Here is a 16,521-nt window from a genome sequence, read left to right on the forward strand (position 1 = left end):
GACCTTTCCCAGCATGCAACCGATCATGAATCCCAAATACCCAGGCCTCTCGGTGCGTGTCGCCGATGAGGGGTTTGCGCCCTATATCTGGGGCAGCGATTTCAGTTTTGAAGTCGCGGCCTATGGCGCAGCTGAAATCGGCAAACCGGTGGAGCAGTGGCGGGTCACGCCGATCACCCCTTATCGAAAGTGCTACGGGATTGATCCCGAGGAGTTCAGCAGTTTTCGCGATGCCGCCGACAGTGCGGTGTTCATGGCCTATCTCGATGACGAGCCCGTCGGTCATCTGGTGGTCAGCACCAACTGGAACGGCTTTGCCCATATCGACGAGTTGGCCGTGCATGCGCCAGCGCGCCGTCACGGTGTGGCCAAGGCGTTGCTGGATGTGGCGCAGTTCTGGAGTCGCAAGAAGAAGTTGCCTGGCATCATGCTCGAAACCCAGAACAACAATCTGGGCGCCTGTCGACTCTATGAGCGCTGTGGTTTCGTGATAGGCGGGATCGATCATCTGCGTTATCGCGGCATCGACCCGAACACCGCCGAAGTCGCGCTGTTCTGGTATCGCCTGTTCGATAATCCGCTGGAAAACCCGCTCAGCGCGACAACATCGCCACGGCTTGTTCCGTGAGGATGTCCAGCAGCACCTGAACGGCGGGCATGGGCTCGCCGTTCTTCAGGGTCAGGGCATAGAGGCTGATCGGCACCGCAGGCGCCAAGGGGCAGGCATCCAGGCCGCTCGACTTGGCCCCAAGGGCGGTGAAGGGGTCGACAATCGCCAGGCCTTCGCCGGCCTCGACCATGCTGCGCATCATCTGATGAGTTTGCACCCGCGTCTGGATGACCGGGGCAGGGCGCAAGGCATGCAATTTGTTATCGAGCGCCGGGCTTAGCGGATCATGACCTTCCAGGCCAACCATCGACTGGCCGGCCAGGTCCTGCAACGAAATGTACTTCTGTTTCGGTTGCAGCCAGCCATGGGGCGCCAACAGCTGGAGCTTGCCTTGGGCAATCACTTGGCAATAGATGTCGGCGTGGTCGGGATCGTGCAGGCTCAGCCCCAGATCGCTTTCACGCAGCAGCAGGCTTCTGACGATCTCGCGGGTGGGTTGGCTCAGCAGGGTGCAAGCCGCATCGGGAAGGCGTCGGCGCAGGGCGGCGATGCTGTGGGGCAATAACTGCTGGGCCAGCGGCGGGGTGCATATGATGCGCAGCGGGTGCGCCTGATACTGCTTGAGGCTGCTGGCCAGGCGCTGGACCGGTTCAAGCGCGTCATACACGCGGGCGATTTCAACCTGCAGCTCCCGCGCCTCGCGCGTCGCCTGCAAACGTCCACGCACGCTGGAAAACAGCATGAATCCCAACTGATCCTCGGCGTCGCGCAAAATGCCTTCGACCTCGGCCACCGGCAACTGCAGCCATTCGGCGGCGGTGCCCAGATGACCGGTCTGCAAGAGCGCGTGGATCACTTCGATATGACGTAAACGCATGCGTGAAGTCCATGTTCAGCAGGTGAGGGAGTCAGTGACTGAATCCTAACTCAAGTGCGCGCATATGACTTCTGCTCATAACGCGGGGTTATGAGGCGGTGGTGATTTCCGGCCGGATGCCGACGTAAGTGTCGGGTTCGCGAACGATGGTGACATCCGACTGAATCAGCAGAAACTGGTTGTCATCGAGCTTCTTGACGCGATCGCCAATGGCCAGCTTATAGGTGGTGACAGGCTTCGTGTCGCCGAGGCCGTCTGCCGACGGGGTGGATTCCTGGAACTCATGCACGGAATAAACGCGGCCTTCCGCGTCTCTTGCATGGAACTGATCGACGAGTACTGCTGCCATCTGCTTAGAACCTCTGGAGATAAATCACTCAATTTGCGGTTCTGTAGACCGTGGTTAAGCGAAGTAAGTTTTCCTACAGGAAAAAAATAGTCAGGGGCGGTGAATTCAACAGCCCACTGGGTGAATCGTCATCTATAACTACAAGTCTTTCCCATCGAACAGTCGAGAGTCTTCAATGAGCAACGTCTACACGATCGCCGTACTGGTCGGCAGCTTGAGAAAGGAATCAATCAACCGCAAGGTTGCGCTCGCCCTGGCCGACCTGGCGCCTGCCAATCTCAAGCTCACCATCGTCGAAATCGGCGATCTGGCGCTCTACAACGAAGACATTGACGGGACTTCACCGCCGGCAGCCTACAGCACTTTCCGACAACAAGTGAGTTCATCCGACGCAGTGCTGTTCGTCACCCCTGAATACAACCGCTCGGTGCCGGCACCGCTGAAGAATGCGATTGACGTGGGATCGCGTCCCTATGGCAAGAGCGCCTGGAGCGGCAAGCCAGGGGCGGTGATCAGCGTTTCGCCGGGGGCTGTCGGCGGGTTTGGGGCCAACCATCACTTGCGTCAGTCAATGGTGTTTCTGGACGTGCCGTGCATGCAGCAGCCGGAAGCCTATCTGGGGGGCGCAGGTTCGGCGTTCGATGAGTCGGGCAAATTGTCCGAATCGGTGAGGCCGTTCTTGCAGAATTTCATCAATGCGTATGGCAAATGGGTCGAGCAGCATAAGAAAGAGTGACCTGAACGCAACACATCCCCTGTAGCAGCTGCCAGGTTGTTCAGTCTTTGCTTTACTGCATATTCGGAATTCCATATATTCACGCCTCGTTTTTCCAGAGGCGTGTACCCGCATGCTTATAGCGTCGCTGATTTTCCTGCTGACCATCACCCTGGTGATCTGGCAACCCAAAGGCCTGGGGGTTGGCTGGAGTGCGACATTCGGCGCCGTGCTGGCGCTGATTTTCGGGGTGGTGCACCTGGCTGATATCCCGATTGTGTGGCAGATCATCTGGAACGCCACCGGCACCTTCGTGGCGCTGATCATCATCAGTCTGTTGCTGGATGAGGCGGGATTCTTTGCCTGGGCAGCCTTGCATGTGGCCCGTTGGGGAAAGGGCAGCGGGCGCAAACTCTTCGCTTATATGGTGCTGCTCGGGGCGCTGGTGTCGGCGTTGTTCGCCAATGACGGTGCGGCGCTGATTCTCACCCCGATCGTGATTTCCATGCTGCTGGCGCTGCGCTTTTCCCCGGCGGCGACGTTGGCATTCGTGATGGGCGCCGGGTTCATCGCCGATACCGCGAGCCTGCCGTTGGTGGTGTCGAACCTGGTGAACATCGTTTCGGCGGACTACTTCGATATCACTTTCAACCGCTATGCGGCGGTGATGATTCCGGTCAACTTCGTCAGCGTCGCCGCCACGCTGGCGATGCTGATGTGGTTTTTTCGTCGTGACATCCCCAAGGCTTACGACCCCGAACAACTGGAACATCCGTCGACGGCGATCCATGACAAGGCGACGTTTTATGCCGGTTGGGCAGTGCTGGCCATCCTGTTGATCGGCTGCTTCGCCCTTGAGCCGCTGGGCATTCCGATCAGCGCCATTTCCGCTGTCTGTGCCGCGTTGCTGCTGGCCATCGCCGCCCGTGGCCACAAGATCTCCACGCGCAAGGTGATGAAAGAAGCGCCGTGGCAGATCGTGATTTTCTCGTTGGGCATGTACCTGGTGGTCTATGGCCTGCGCAATGCCGGGCTCACCGGGTATCTGGCGGGGTGGCTGGACGGGTTTGCGCAGTACGGCGTTTGGGGCGCGGCGATGGGCACGGGCGTGCTGACGGCGCTGTTGTCGTCGATGATGAACAACTTGCCGACGGTATTGATTGGTTTGCTGTCGATCGATGCCAGCCAGGCCACGGGAGTGGTGAAGGAAGCGATGATTTATGCCAACGTCATTGGCAGCGACCTGGGGCCGAAAATCACGCCGATTGGCAGTCTGGCGACGTTGTTGTGGTTGCATGTGCTGCAACGCAAGAACATTCAGATCGGCTGGGGGTACTACTTCAAGGTCGGGGTGGTGTTGACGGTGCCGGTGTTGTTGGTGACGTTGGCGGCTTTGGCTTTGCGGTTATCCATTTAGAATGGGGTGGCTTCTTCGCGGGCAAGCCTCGCTCCTACAGGATTTATGACGAATGCAAATTCAGCGAACGATACAAAACCTGTAGGAGCGAGGCTTGCCCGCGAAGGGGTCAACCCAGGCACTACAAATCTCAACCACTGCCCGGCACATTCGGCCAAAGATCCGCCACCAGAAACAATCGCTCCGCTTCCTCCCAATCCCCATCCGCGTTCTCGATCAGGCGCACCATCAACTGCGCCGGGGCCAATGGCTCCAGGTCACTGAGCCATGCCTCCAGCTGCCCGGTGTTCCAGGTCTGTTCCGCCGGGTAATGCGCCGGCGCCAGCCATGCATGGCGGGGCAGGGGTTGCCAGCGGCCGAACGGGCGCTGCACGACAAAGTCCGCCCAGTCTTTCTGATGCAGCCAGCTGCCGCGCAGATGCTGCGGATGGGCACCGTGGGGGGGCTCGGCTTGTCCTGGCCACGGATACAGCAGATAACCGCCCAGCCACAGATGCGCGCTGAACTGCTGAATATCCAGCGCCGCCAGTACCTCGCGACTCTCGGGGCGGGCGGAAATCGGCAGTTGGTGTTGCGTCAGATGCGCCAGTTTGCGGTCCAGTCGATCATGACAACCTGGTCCGAGCCACTGCGCCGTGTCCTGTCCGTCACCATTCTGCGGCCCCAGATACAGCTTGATCGCCAGTTCCAGATGATGTACGCCGTCGCGGTCGCGCAACAGCATGTCCAGCTCGCCCAAGGTGTGGCCTTCGCGGCGGATCGGCATGTTGGCGGCAATCAACTCGATACCCGGCGCATGGCGCACGGCGTATTGCCACAAGCGTTCGTAATACAGGCCCAGTCGCCGGGTCCTGGCCTGCGCCAGCCAGTGCAGCAAGTCGTAACTGTCGCGGTCGAGTTGCTTCAGCCAGCGTTCCAGCTGCTCAGGTGCCTGCACCCAGTCGCTGCCGGCCAGCGGATGGCGTTGCGGCCACGGAGTGGTGTCGAGCATCGGCGGCGCGAGGATGACCCAGGCAAGGTCGCGCACCTCGGGGTGGCGCAACTGGTGGGGTAACTGGAGCAAATCGGGAAATAGGATCATCTTGCGAGCATAGCCCTAAACATGAGTACACCCTTGTGGCTGAAAGGATTTTGTCTATCCCGCGCTTTCGCCCATAATCGTGTTTTTCACCGTCGCGCAGGAACCCCATGGAGCAATTTCGTAATATCGGCATCATCGGTCGCCTGGGCAGTTCGCAGGTGCTGGATACCGTCCGCCGACTGAAACGGTTTCTGCTAGATCGTCACCTGCACGTGATTCTCGAAGACACCATCGCCGAAGTCCTGCCCGGTCATGGCCTGCAAACCTCGTCTCGCAAGATGCTCGGCGAAGTCTGTGACATGGTGATTGTGGTCGGCGGTGACGGCAGCCTGCTTGGCGCCGCGCGTGCCTTGGCCCGACACAATATTCCGGTGCTCGGCATCAACCGGGGCAGCCTCGGTTTCCTGACCGACATTCGCCCGGATGAACTGGAAGTCAAAGTCGCCGAAGTGCTCGATGGCCATTACCTGGTGGAAAACCGCTTCCTGCTGCAAGCCGAAGTCCGGCGCCATGCCGAGGCCATCGGCCAGGGCGATGCGCTGAACGACGTGGTCCTGCACCCGGGCAAATCGACGCGGATGATCGAATTCGAGTTGTACATCGACGGCCAGTTCGTCTGCAGCCAGAAGGCCGACGGCCTGATCGTCGCAACGCCCACCGGTTCGACCGCCTATGCGCTGTCGGCAGGCGGGCCGATCATGCACCCCAAGCTCGACGCTATTGTGATTGTGCCGATGTACCCCCATACCTTGTCGGGCAGGCCAATTGTGGTCGATGGCAACAGTGAGCTGAAAATCGTCGTGTCCAAAGATATGCAGATTTACCCGCAAGTCTCCTGTGACGGGCAGAACCATTTCACCTGCGCGCCGGGCGACACCATCACCATCAGCAAAAAAGCCCAGAAACTGCGGCTGATCCACCCGCTCGACCACAACTACTATGAGGTCTGCCGGACCAAGCTTGGCTGGGGCAGCCGGTTGGGTGGTGGAGGCGACTGATGCTCGATCCCGCGCGTAGCTACGACCTGATCGGTGACGTGCACGGTTGCGCTCTGACCCTTGAGCACTTGCTCGACCGGCTCGGTTATCACAAACAAGGTGGCGTCTGGCGGCATCCATCGCGCATGGCGGTGTTCGTCGGCGACATCATCGACCGCGGCCCGCGGATTCGCGAGGCGCTGCATATCGTCCACGACATGGTCGAGGCCGGTCAGGCGCTGTGCATCATGGGCAACCATGAATTCAACGCCCTCGGCTGGGCCACGCCGGCGCCGCCAGGCAGCGGCAAGCAGTTCGTGCGCGAACACACGCCACGCCATGCGCGCCTGCTCGGTGAAACCCTGACGCAATTTGAACATCACCCCGGCGACTGGCATGACTTCCAGCAATGGTTTTACGAACTGCCATTGTTTGTGGATGCCGGGCGTTTCCGCGTGGTGCACGCCTGCTGGGATGCCGGCCTGATCGAGCCGCTGCGCGCGCTGTTCCCCGATGGCTGCGTTGACGAACATTTCCTCCAGGCCTCGGCCGTGCCGGGCAGTTTCGCCTGCACCGTGTTCGATCGTTTGCTGCGCGGGACCGACATGCGCCTGCCCCACGGGCTGACCATGACCAGCGGCGATGGCCTGACGCGTTCGTTCTTCCGCACCAAATTCTGGGAAGACGACCCGCAAACCTATGGAGACATTGTGTTCCAGCCCGACGCCTTGCCCGAACCCGTGGCCCAGACGCCCCTGTCGTCCACCGAAAAAAATACCTTGCTGCGTTACGGCGTCGATGAGCCGCTGTTGTTCGTTGGCCATTACTGGCGCAGCGGCAAACCGGCGCCGATCCGTCCGAACCTGGCCTGCCTGGATTACAGCGCGGTGCTCTACGGCAAACTGGTCGCCTATCGCCTGGATCAGGAAACCCGCCTCGACCCGCACAAGTTTGTCTGGGTCGATGTCGAGCGGCCGGAGGTGTTGCGATGACTACCGTTGCTGTTTTACGCCTGCCGCTGGCCGTGGATTTGAGCGGGTTCGTCAAACTGCTGCAACGCATGCAGGTGCCGCATCGGGTCAGCGAAGAGTCCGGTGAACAGGTGCTGTGGGTGCCGGCCAATATCAGCGAAGACGTCCGTTCCTTATATGAACGTTTCCCGGCGGGCGACCCTGATCAGCAGCTGGACATTCCGGTCGCGCAAACCACCAGGCGGCCTGGTTTCGTCGAGCAGATGCGCCATGCCAAGGCAACCGGCTTGGTGTTGCTGCTGAGCCTGATCGTCGGTGCGGTGACGCTGCTGGGGGAAAACCTCGACACGCTGCGTTGGCTGACCTTCCTCGATTTTCGTATCGTTGGCGAGTACATCCATTTTGTGCCCTTGGCCGACAGCCTGGCGGCGGGGCAGTGGTGGCGTCTGGTGACGCCGATGCTGATCCACTTCGGCATCCTGCACCTGGCCATGAACGGCATGTGGTACTGGGAGCTGGGGCGGCGCATCGAGTCGCGTCAGGGCAGCATCAACCTGATCGGCTTGACCTTGCTTTTCAGCCTGGTGTCGAACTACGCCCAGTTTGTTTTCAGTGGCCCGACCCTGTTCGGCGGGTTGTCCGGGGTGCTTTACGGCCTGCTCGGGCATTGCTGGATTTTCCAGATGTTGTCGCCGAACCCGGCATATCGCCTGCCGCGCGGCGTGCTGGTGATGATGCTGGTGTGGCTGGTGCTGTGCCTGTCGGGCCTGGTCTCGATGATCGGTTTCGGTGAAATCGCCAACGCAGCCCATGTCAGCGGGTTGCTCGTCGGATGCTTGACCGGTTTGTTGGGCGGTTTGTACAACCGCCGTAAACTGGCCGTCTAATCAGTTATGTATTAAAGAGCGGAGCCCTTGATGTCCTCTTTTAACGAAATGATTCAAAACATCACCCCCGATATCTACCAGAGCCTGAAGCTGGCGGTGGAGATCGGCAAATGGTCCGACGGTGGCAAACTCACCGCCGAACAACGTGAATTGTCGCTGCAAGCGATGATCGCCTGGGAAATCCAGAACCTGCCCGAGGAAGAGCGTACCGGCTACATGGGCCCGCAGGAATGCAGCTCGAAGTCGATCAGCGTGCCGAACATCCTGTTCAAATCGGATGCCATCCATTGATTGAGATTGGCCGTGGTGCAATCAGCAAAATGTCGGCGCGCCTTGACGGGCCGAACGTGCAGTACGCGTTTCGTCTGGATGACGTCGAGGTGCCGGTCAATCCCTTGATCGGCAGCACGGTGCGTCTGGAATATCTGGGGGCGATTCATTGCACCCATTGCGGGCGCAAGACCAAAACCAGTTTCAGCCAGGGGTATTGCTATCCGTGCATGACCAAACTGGCGCAGTGCGACCTCTGCATCATGAGTCCGGAGCGTTGCCACTACGACGCTGGCACCTGCCGTGAGCCGGAGTGGGGCGAGAAGTTCTGCATGACCGATCACATTGTGTATCTGTCGAATTCGTCCGGGGTGAAAGTCGGGATTACCCGCGCCACCCAGCTGCCGACTCGCTGGATCGACCAGGGCGCCCGTCAGGCGTTGCCGATCATGCGCGTTTCGACCCGCCAGCAATCGGGGTTTGTCGAGGACCTGTTCCGCAGTCAGGTGGCAGACAAGACCAACTGGCGTGCTTTACTCAAGGGCGACGCGGTGTCGGTGAACCTGGCCGAGGTTCGCGATCAGTTGTTCGACAGCTGCGCCGAAGGGTTGCAAGGTTTGCAGGAACGATTCGGCCTACAAGCAATCCAGACCATTGCCGACGTAGAAACCCTCGAAATCCGCTATCCGGTCGAGCAATACCCGGCCAAAATCGTCAGCTTCAACCTGGACAAGAATCCGATTGCCGAAGGCACGTTGTTGGGGATCAAGGGCCAATACCTGATTTTCGACACCGGCGTCATCAATATTCGTAAATACACGGCTTATCAGCTCGCCGTGCATCAGTAAGGACTCCAGCATGCGCACCGAACAACCGAAGATGATCTATTTGAAAGACTATCAGGCGCCCGAGTACCTGATCGACGAGACGCACCTGACCTTCGAGTTGTTCGAGGACCACAGCCTGGTCCATGCGCAACTGGTGATGCGCCGCAATCCCGAGCGCGGCCCGGGCCTGCCGCCGCTGGTGCTGGACGGCCAGCAACTCGAGCTGCTGTCGGTCACCGTGGCTGACCGCGAGCTGAGCGACGCTGATTATCAGCTGACGGAAAACCACCTGACCCTGCACCCGACCAGCACCACCTTCACGGTCGATACCAGCGTCAAGATCCACCCGGAAACCAACACCGCCCTGGAAGGTTTGTATAAATCCGGCACGATGTTCTGCACCCAGTGCGAGGCCGAAGGCTTCCGCAAGATCACCTATTACCTCGACCGCCCGGACGTGATGAGCACGTTCACCACCACGGTCATTGCCGAGCAGCATAGCTATCCGGTGTTGCTGTCCAACGGCAATCCGATTGCCTCCGGTCCCGGCGAAGACGGCCGGCACTGGGCGACCTGGGAAGACCCGTTCAAGAAGCCGGCGTACCTGTTCGCGCTGGTGGCCGGTGACTTGTGGTGCGTCGAAGACAGCTTCACCACCATGAGCGAACGCTCGGTGGCGCTGCGCATTTATGTCGAGCCGGAAAACATCGACAAGTGCCAGCACGCGATGAACAGCCTGAAAAAGTCGATGCGTTGGGACGAAGAGGTCTACGGTCGCGAGTACGATCTGGACATCTTCATGATCGTCGCGGTCAACGACTTCAACATGGGCGCCATGGAGAACAAGGGCCTCAACATCTTCAACTCCAGCGCCGTACTGGCCCGCGCCGAAACCGCCACCGATGCCGCGCACCAGCGTGTCGAGGCGATCGTCGCTCACGAGTACTTCCACAACTGGTCGGGCAACCGCGTGACCTGCCGCGACTGGTTCCAGTTGTCGCTCAAGGAAGGCTTCACCGTGTTCCGTGATTCGGGCTTCTCCGCCGACATGAACTCGGCCACCGTGAAACGCATCCAGGACGTGGCTTATCTGCGTACTCACCAGTTCGCTGAAGACGCAGGCCCCATGGCTCACGCCGTGCGCCCGGACAGCTTCATCGAGATTTCCAATTTCTATACCCTGACCGTGTACGAAAAGGGTTCGGAAGTGGTCGGCATGATCCACACCTTGCTCGGTGCCGAAGGCTTCCGCAAAGGCAGCGACCTGTATTTCGAACGCCATGACGGCCAGGCCGTGACCTGCGACGACTTCATCAAAGCCATGGAAGATGCCAACGGTGTCGACCTGACCCAGTTCAAACGCTGGTACAGCCAGGCCGGTACCCCGCGTCTGGCGGTGAGCGAGTCCTACGACGCCGCCGCGAAAACCTACAGCCTGACTTTCCGCCAAAGCTGCCCAGCGACCCCGGACAAGGTGGAAAAACTGCCGTTCGTGATTCCTGTGGAATTGGGCCTGCTTGACTCGAAAGGGGCGGCCATTGCGTTGCGTCTTTCCGGTGAAGCCCAGACGCAGGGTACTTCGCGGGTGATCTCGGTGACCGAAGCGGAGCAGACCTTCACCTTCGTCGACATCGCTGAACAGCCGCTGCCTTCATTACTGCGCGGCTTCTCGGCGCCAGTCAAACTGAGCTTCCCGTACAATCGCGATCAACTGATGTTCCTGATGCAGCACGACAGCGACGGTTTCAACCGCTGGGATGCCGGTCAGCAATTGTCGGTTCAGGTGCTGCAAGAGCTGATCACTCAGCAGCAAAAGGGCGAAGCACTGGTGCTGGATCAACGTCTGGTTTCTGCTCTGCGCACCGTGCTGTCCGACGAGACGCTGGATCAGGCGATGGTTGCGGAAATGCTCTCGCTGCCGGGTGAGGCGTATCTGACCGAAATCAGTGACGTGGCTGACGTCGACGCCATCCATATCGCTCGCGAGTTTGCCCGCAAGCAATTGGCTGAAGGTTTGTTCGAGGCGCTTTGGTTGCGTTATCAGGCCAACCGCGATCTGTCGAAGAAAACCCCGTATGTGGCCGAGGCCGAGCATTTCGCCCGTCGTGCCTTGCAGAACATCGCGCTGTCGTACCTGATGCTCAGCGGCAAGCCGGAAGTGTTGGCGGCGACGCTGGAACAATTCGAGACCAGCGACAACATGACCGAACGCCTGACCGCGCTGGCGGTGTTGGTCAATTCGCCGTTTGAAGAGCAGAAGGCCTTGGCGCTGGCGAGTTTTGCCGAGCACTTCAAGGACAATCCGCTGGTCATGGATCAGTGGTTCAGTGTCCAGGCGGGCAGCACGTTGCCCGGTGGTCTGGAGCGCGTTCGTCAGTTGATGGAGCATCCGGCGTTCAACATCAAGAACCCGAACAAGGTGCGGGCATTGGTCGGCGCGTTTGCCGGACAGAACCTGATCAACTTCCATGCGGCGGACGGTTCCGGGTATCGCTTCCTGGCGGATCTGGTGATCGAGTTGAATGGCTTCAACCCGCAGATCGCTTCCCGCCAGTTGGCGCCGCTGACTCGCTGGCGCAAATACGACGACGCCCGTCAGGCGTTGATGAAAGGCGAGCTGGAGCGGATTCGTGCTTCGGGTCAGCTGTCCAGCGATGTGTTTGAAGTGGTCAGCAAAAGCCTGGCTTGATCCCTGTTCCGCGGAGTACCTGATCATTCCCACGCTCTGCGTGGGAATGCATCTCGTGACGCTCCGCGCACAGCCTCTACAGCGGACGCAGAGCGTCCATGGCGGCCTTCCCACGCAGAGTGGGAACGATCTTCACGATCTTGCTTAACATCACCCCTCCGAATGCCTCCCCATTCATCCACACCCGCCATCCCCCCAGTTAACAAAACATAACGTGGCGTCGATTGTCAGACCTTTCCAAACCCCGATAGGATAAGCCAGCTTCCGAAGGGGCTCTAGATTGCGCATTTCAGGACTATGCTCCAGAACAGGCAATCCCGATGAGCACCCCTTACGGCGCCCTGAAAGGTTGAACGACCTAACAATAATAATGGGGGAAGGTCTATGAGTGAGCCTGTCATGGGTGTGGGTATCTGCCGCCCGCCGGCATTACGCAAGTTCGCGTTGCTGGCCACAGCGCTCTCGCTGTTGGGTTGTGCCGTGCTGTCGGCACCTGCGGTGGCCGCTGCGGCGCCAGCGTCCGACACTGTTTATGCCGTTGAATCTGCCAAAGCCAGCAAGAGCCTGATGCTCGACGTCGTGCACGTCGGCAAGCGCCTGGTGGCTGTGGGTGATCGCGGGCACATTCTGTATTCCGATGACCAGGGTGCAACCTGGACCCAGGCCAAAGTGCCGACCCGGCAATTGTTGACGTCGGTGTTTTTCGCCGATGACCAACACGGCTGGGCCGTCGGCCATGACGCTCAGATACTCGCCAGCGAGGACGGTGGCGCCACCTGGACCAAGCAATTCGAAGATTTGAAACGCGAATCGCCGCTGCTCGACGTCTGGTTCCAGGACGTCAACAGCGGCTTTGCCGTGGGCGCCTACGGTGCGTTGCTGGCCACCACCGACGGTGGCAAACACTGGGAAGATGCCAGTGATCGCCTCGACAACGAAGACCAATACCACCTCAACGGCATTGCGGCGGTCAAGGATGCCGGGCTGTTCATCGTCGGCGAGCAGGGCAGCATGTTCCGCTCCGCCGACTGGGGCCAGACCTGGGAGAAGCTTGAAGGTCCATACGAAGGTTCGCTGTTCGGCGTGATCGGCACCGCTCAGGCCAACTCACTGCTGGCCTACGGATTGCGGGGCAATCTGTTCCGCTCGACCGATTTCGGCACGACCTGGGAACCGGTCGAACTCAAGGCTGCCCGCGGTGCGCTGGAGTTCGGTCTGTCCGGCGCGACGCTGCTCGACGACGGCTCCATTGTCATCGTCGGCAACGGCGGCTCGGTGATCCGCAGCAACGATAACGGTGAAACCTTCAGCGTGTTCAACCGCCCGGATCGCATTTCCGTTTCGGCGGTGACCGCAGCAGGCAACGGCAATCTGATTCTGGCAGGACAGGGCGGCGTTCGCGTCACCACGCCAACCGGCGCAGAGAATGGCAAAACGGGTCGTCCAAATGAGCCGGGCAAATAATAAGAAGGCGGGTCTATGACATCCTTGAGCAGTCATCACCAAGACAAGGCGACGTTTCTGGAACGCCTGATTTTCAACAACCGCCCGGCAGTGATCGTCATCTGCCTGCTGGTCAGCATCTTCCTGTTCTGGCAGGCGACGCTGATCCGGCCGTCCACCAGTTTCGAAAAAATGATCCCCCTGGATCATCCCTTCATTCAAAAGATGATGGAACACCGTAACGATCTGGCGAACCTGGGCAACACGGTGCGCATTTCCGTGGAAGCCACCGACGGTGACATATTCTCCAAGGAATACATGGAGACCCTGCGTCAGATCAACGACGAAGTGTTCTACATTTCCGGCGTCGACCGTTCCGGCCTCAAGTCGCTGTGGAGCCCGAGCGTGCGCTGGACCGAGGTGACGGAGGAGGGCTTTGCCGGTGGCGAAGTGATCCCGCAGAGCTATAACGGCTCCCAGCAAAGCCTCGACCTGCTTCGCAACAACGTGCTCAAGTCCGGTCAGGTCGGGCGCCTGGTGGCCAACGACTTCAAGTCGAGCATCGTCGACATCCCGCTGCTGGAGTCCTACCCGGACCCGCAGGATCAGGGCAAGTTGCTGGCGCTGGACTACCGCAAGTTCTCCCACGAGCTGGAAGAAAAGATCCGCGACAAGTTTGAAGCGCAGAACCCTAATGTGCAGATCCACATCGTCGGTTTCGCCAAGAAGGTCGGCGACCTGATCGATGGCCTGGTCATGGTGGTGATGTTCTTCGGCGTCGCCTTCGTCATCACCCTGATCCTGCTGTACTGGTTCACCAACTGCATGCGCAGCACCGTGGCGGTGTTGAGTACGACGCTGGTGGCGGTGGTCTGGCAGTTGGGGTTGATGCACTTCTTCGGTTTCGGGCTTGATCCGTATTCGATGCTGGTGCCGTTCCTGATCTTCGCCATCGGTATTTCCCACGGCGTACAGAAGATCAACGGGATCGCCTTGCAGTCCAGCGAAGCCGACAACGCCTTGACCGCCGCACGACGCACGTTCCGCCAGTTGTTCCTGCCAGGGATGATCGCGATCCTTGCGGACGCGGTGGGCTTCATCACGCTGTTGATCATCGACATCGGTGTGATTCGTGAACTGGCCATCGGTGCCTCCATCGGTGTCGCGGTGATCGTGTTCACCAACCTGATCCTGCTGCCGGTCGCCATCTCCTACGTCGGCATCAGCAAGCGCGCTGTCGAACGCAGCAAGAAAGACGCGCACCGCGAACACCCGTTCTGGCGCCTGCTGTCGAGCTTTGCCAGCCCGAAAGTCGCACCGGTGTCGATCGTCCTGGCCTTGCTGGCCTTCGGCGGTGGCCTCTGGTACAGCCAGAACCTGAAAATCGGCGACCTCGACCAGGGTGCCCCGGAACTGCGGCCGGACTCGCGTTACAACAAGGACAACAACTTCATCATCAGCAACTACTCGACCAGCTCCGACGTATTGGTGGTGATGGTCAAGACCAAGTCCGAAGGTTGCTCGCGCTACGAAGCCATGGCGCCGATCGACGAACTGATGTGGAAGATGCAGAACACCGAGGGCGTGCAGTCGGCGATCTCCTTGGTGACCGTGTCCAAGCAGATGATCAAGGGCATGAACGAGGGCAACCTGAAATGGGAAACCCTGTCGCGTAACCCGGACGTACTGAACAACTCCATTGCCCGTGCCGATGGCTTGTACAACAACAGTTGCTCCCTGGCGCCGGTGCTGGTGTTCCTCAACGACCACAAGGCCGCCACCCTGGATCGCGCCGTGCATGCGGTGCAGGACTTCGCCAAGGAAAACAACAAGGACGGCCTGGAGTTCATCCTCGCGGCGGGTAACGCCGGTATCGAGGCGGCGACCAACGAGGTGATCAAGGAATCCGAGCTGACCATCCTGATCCTCGTTTACATCTGCGTCGCGACCATGTGCATGATCACCTTCCGTTCCTGGGCGGCGACCTTGTGCATCGTGCTGCCGCTTGTGCTGACCTCGGTACTCGGCAACGCCCTGATGGCCTTCATGGGCATCGGCGTGAAAGTCGCGACCCTGCCGGTCGTTGCGCTGGGGGTGGGGATTGGCGTGGACTACGGCATCTACATCTATAGCCGTCTGGAAAGCTTCCTGCGTGCGGGCCTGCCGTTGCAAGAAGCCTACTACCAGACGCTCAAGTCCACTGGTAAAGCCGTGCTGTTCACCGGCCTGTGCCTGGCGATCGGTGTGTGCACCTGGATCTTCTCGGCCATCAAGTTCCAGGCCGACATGGGCCTGATGCTGACCTTCATGCTGCTCTGGAACATGTTCGGCGCGCTTTGGCTGCTGCCGGCGCTGGCTCGCTTCCTGATCAAGCCGGAGAAACTGGCGGGGCAGAAGGGCAATTCGTTGTTCGCTCACTGATCCCTGGCTGAAATAGAAAAGCCGCAACCTGGGTTGCGGCTTTTTTTCATCTGAGGATTAACACAACCCTTTGCAGGAGCCGGCTTGCTGGCTCCTAAAAAGGATCGCGTTGGTTATGAGGGATCTGTGCCGAGCACGACGTTCAGCGCACTGCGCGCATCGTCGAGCTGAACGAGGGTCGCATGCCGCGCACCCAGCGCATCGCGGTTCTCGATCGCCGTCAGGATCGCCTTGTGTCGGGGCAGCGCCAGTTCATGCAGGTTCGGCCGCTGGTTGGAATGTTTCAGCGCTTCAGCAATCGCCACCGACAGCATGTTGCACAGGTTGGCCAGCAGATCGTTGTGGGTCGCATCGGCGATGCGGCTGTGAAAATCCAGGTCCGGCTGCAACAGCGCTTCCGGCGTCGGTGCGGCTTCCATGCGCTGGTAGGCTTCACCGATGGAGGCGATGTCTGCGTCGGTCGCGAACTGCGCGGCGAGGGCGGCGGCAGCGGGTTCGATGATGCTGCGCACGCTGGTCAGCAACTCGAAAAATTCATTCTGTGGGCTGCTTTGCATCAGCCAGTGCAGCACATCCGGATCGAGCATGTGCCATTCCTTGCGCTGCTTGACCACGGTGCCGACCCGCGGACGGGAATACACCAGGCCTTTGGCAACCAGCACGCGGGTGGCTTCGCGCAGCACCGGGCGGCTGACCGCGTACTCCTCGCACAGCAGGGCTTCGGCGGGCAGTTTGTCGCACGGTTTGAAGCGCCCGGAAACGATCTGCATGCCCAATTCCTGGACGATGCGCGAGTGCATGCTTTTGCGGTCGGAGGGTTTGCGGTAATCCATGGGGAACGGCGCGATCCTGTGCGATGGAGATGCCGCGCATGATAGCAGGCGCGGACCCGGTCCTGAATCAGATGAAGAGCCAATGTGGAAGTGAGCCTGCACGCGATAGCGGTCGTTCAGTCAACATCAATGTTGAATGTTCGACCGCTATCGC

The 16,521-nt window shown here is 59.9% G+C and carries 15 protein-coding genes; 11 read left to right on the forward strand and 4 right to left on the reverse strand.

Features of this window, described 5'->3' with window-relative positions:
* The first annotated feature begins 13 nt into the window (after positions 1-13).
* Entirely contained in the window at positions 14-628 is a 615-nt protein-coding gene (locus JIO00_RS13125) for a GNAT family N-acetyltransferase (protein ID WP_200668432.1), read from the forward strand.
* Here JIO00_RS13125 and JIO00_RS13130 read toward each other — a convergent pair.
* Positions 594-1,487 (reverse strand): LysR substrate-binding domain-containing protein, encoded by an 894-nt coding sequence (locus JIO00_RS13130; protein WP_200668433.1) that lies wholly within the window; start codon positions 1,485-1,487, stop codon positions 594-596. The two genes, JIO00_RS13125 and JIO00_RS13130, sit on opposite strands and share 35 nt — an antisense overlap.
* 88 nt (positions 1,488-1,575) lie before the next feature.
* Positions 1,576-1,836: a hypothetical protein gene (locus JIO00_RS13135; RefSeq protein WP_010459809.1), complete on the reverse strand. Its 261-nt coding sequence runs from the start codon at positions 1,834-1,836 to the stop codon at positions 1,576-1,578.
* Between the two features lie 175 nt (positions 1,837-2,011).
* Between JIO00_RS13135 and JIO00_RS13140 the strand changes: the two genes are divergently transcribed.
* Together JIO00_RS13140 and JIO00_RS13145 are read left to right on the forward strand one after the other, a co-directional pair.
* A complete protein-coding gene (locus JIO00_RS13140; RefSeq protein ID WP_154911789.1) occupies positions 2,012-2,572 on the forward strand; it encodes an NADPH-dependent FMN reductase in 561 nt (186 codons plus the stop codon).
* A gap of 112 nt (positions 2,573-2,684) precedes the next feature.
* A complete protein-coding gene (locus JIO00_RS13145) occupies positions 2,685-3,968 on the forward strand; it encodes an arsenic transporter (protein WP_010459813.1) in 1,284 nt (427 codons plus the stop codon).
* 130 nt (positions 3,969-4,098) lie between these two features.
* Here JIO00_RS13145 and JIO00_RS13150 read toward each other — a convergent pair whose 3' ends face one another.
* Positions 4,099-5,049 (reverse strand): DUF1853 family protein, encoded by a 951-nt coding sequence (locus JIO00_RS13150; protein ID WP_200668434.1) that lies wholly within the window; start codon positions 5,047-5,049, stop codon positions 4,099-4,101.
* Between the two features lie 107 nt (positions 5,050-5,156).
* Here JIO00_RS13150 and JIO00_RS13155 point away from each other — a divergent pair, with 107 nt between their 5' ends.
* The 8 genes from JIO00_RS13155 (at position 5,157) to JIO00_RS13190 (ending at position 15,534) form a co-directional block, all read left to right on the forward strand.
* Entirely contained in the window at positions 5,157-6,047 is an 891-nt protein-coding gene (locus tag JIO00_RS13155; protein ID WP_010459816.1) for an NAD(+) kinase, read from the forward strand.
* Positions 6,044-7,018, forward strand: coding sequence for a metallophosphoesterase (locus JIO00_RS13160; protein ID WP_370654424.1), 975 nt, complete (start codon positions 6,044-6,046; stop codon positions 7,016-7,018). Before JIO00_RS13155 ends, JIO00_RS13160 begins: the two co-directional genes overlap by 4 nt.
* Positions 7,015-7,884, forward strand: a complete 870-nt coding sequence (locus JIO00_RS13165; protein ID WP_010459820.1) for a rhomboid family intramembrane serine protease — start codon at positions 7,015-7,017, stop codon at positions 7,882-7,884. Before JIO00_RS13160 ends, JIO00_RS13165 begins: the two co-directional genes overlap by 4 nt.
* A 30-nt stretch (positions 7,885-7,914) precedes the next feature.
* Positions 7,915-8,175 carry a YeaC family protein gene (locus tag JIO00_RS13170; protein WP_010459822.1) on the forward strand — a complete coding sequence of 87 codons (261 nt, stop codon included), beginning with the start codon at positions 7,915-7,917 and terminating at the stop codon, positions 8,173-8,175.
* A complete protein-coding gene (locus tag JIO00_RS13175) occupies positions 8,172-9,002 on the forward strand; it encodes a DUF2797 domain-containing protein (RefSeq protein WP_042932108.1) in 831 nt (276 codons plus the stop codon). The genes JIO00_RS13170 and JIO00_RS13175 overlap by 4 nt, the downstream gene beginning before the upstream one ends.
* Positions 9,003-9,012: 10 nt before the next feature.
* Positions 9,013-11,670 carry an aminopeptidase N gene (gene pepN, locus JIO00_RS13180; RefSeq protein WP_200668435.1) on the forward strand — a complete coding sequence of 886 codons (2,658 nt, stop codon included), beginning with the start codon at positions 9,013-9,015 and terminating at the stop codon, positions 11,668-11,670.
* Between the two features lie 384 nt (positions 11,671-12,054).
* A complete protein-coding gene (locus tag JIO00_RS13185) occupies positions 12,055-13,134 on the forward strand; it encodes a WD40/YVTN/BNR-like repeat-containing protein (RefSeq protein WP_200668436.1) in 1,080 nt (359 codons plus the stop codon).
* Between the two features lie 15 nt (positions 13,135-13,149).
* Positions 13,150-15,534 (forward strand): efflux RND transporter permease subunit, encoded by a 2,385-nt coding sequence (locus JIO00_RS13190; protein WP_042932105.1) that lies wholly within the window; start codon positions 13,150-13,152, stop codon positions 15,532-15,534.
* A gap of 113 nt (positions 15,535-15,647) precedes the next feature.
* Here the strand turns inward: JIO00_RS13190 and JIO00_RS13195 are convergent, their stop codons facing one another.
* Positions 15,648-16,367 (reverse strand): FadR/GntR family transcriptional regulator, encoded by a 720-nt coding sequence (locus tag JIO00_RS13195; protein WP_010459832.1) that lies wholly within the window; start codon positions 16,365-16,367, stop codon positions 15,648-15,650.
* Positions 16,368-16,521 lie beyond the last annotated feature (154 nt).

This window comes from Pseudomonas sp. SW-3 (genome assembly GCF_016615645.1).
GTDB classification, from domain to species: domain Bacteria; phylum Pseudomonadota; class Gammaproteobacteria; order Pseudomonadales; family Pseudomonadaceae; genus Aquipseudomonas; species Aquipseudomonas mandelii.

What these genes read in the sequence shown, in the direction of transcription:
- JIO00_RS13190 (WP_042932105.1), top strand. Translation starts at nt 13,150, where the DNA reads ATGACATCCTTGAGCAGTCATCACCAAGACAAGGCGACGTTTCTGGAA.
- JIO00_RS13145 (WP_010459813.1), top strand. Translation starts at nt 2,685, where the DNA reads ATGCTTATAGCGTCGCTGATTTTCCTGCTGACCATCACCCTGGTGATC.
- JIO00_RS13170 (WP_010459822.1), top strand. Translation starts at nt 7,915, where the DNA reads ATGTCCTCTTTTAACGAAATGATTCAAAACATCACCCCCGATATCTAC.
- JIO00_RS13130 (WP_200668433.1), bottom strand. Translation starts at nt 1,487, where the DNA reads ATGCGTTTACGTCATATCGAAGTGATCCACGCGCTCTTGCAGACCGGT.
- JIO00_RS13150 (WP_200668434.1), bottom strand. Translation starts at nt 5,049, where the DNA reads ATGATCCTATTTCCCGATTTGCTCCAGTTACCCCACCAGTTGCGCCAC.
- JIO00_RS13195 (WP_010459832.1), bottom strand. Translation starts at nt 16,367, where the DNA reads ATGGATTACCGCAAACCCTCCGACCGCAAAAGCATGCACTCGCGCATC.
- JIO00_RS13125 (WP_200668432.1), top strand. Translation starts at nt 14, where the DNA reads ATGCAACCGATCATGAATCCCAAATACCCAGGCCTCTCGGTGCGTGTC.
- JIO00_RS13165 (WP_010459820.1), top strand. Translation starts at nt 7,015, where the DNA reads ATGACTACCGTTGCTGTTTTACGCCTGCCGCTGGCCGTGGATTTGAGC.
- JIO00_RS13155 (WP_010459816.1), top strand. Translation starts at nt 5,157, where the DNA reads ATGGAGCAATTTCGTAATATCGGCATCATCGGTCGCCTGGGCAGTTCG.
- JIO00_RS13140 (WP_154911789.1), top strand. Translation starts at nt 2,012, where the DNA reads ATGAGCAACGTCTACACGATCGCCGTACTGGTCGGCAGCTTGAGAAAG.
- pepN (WP_200668435.1), top strand. Translation starts at nt 9,013, where the DNA reads ATGCGCACCGAACAACCGAAGATGATCTATTTGAAAGACTATCAGGCG.
- JIO00_RS13185 (WP_200668436.1), top strand. Translation starts at nt 12,055, where the DNA reads ATGAGTGAGCCTGTCATGGGTGTGGGTATCTGCCGCCCGCCGGCATTA.
- JIO00_RS13135 (WP_010459809.1), bottom strand. Translation starts at nt 1,836, where the DNA reads ATGGCAGCAGTACTCGTCGATCAGTTCCATGCAAGAGACGCGGAAGGC.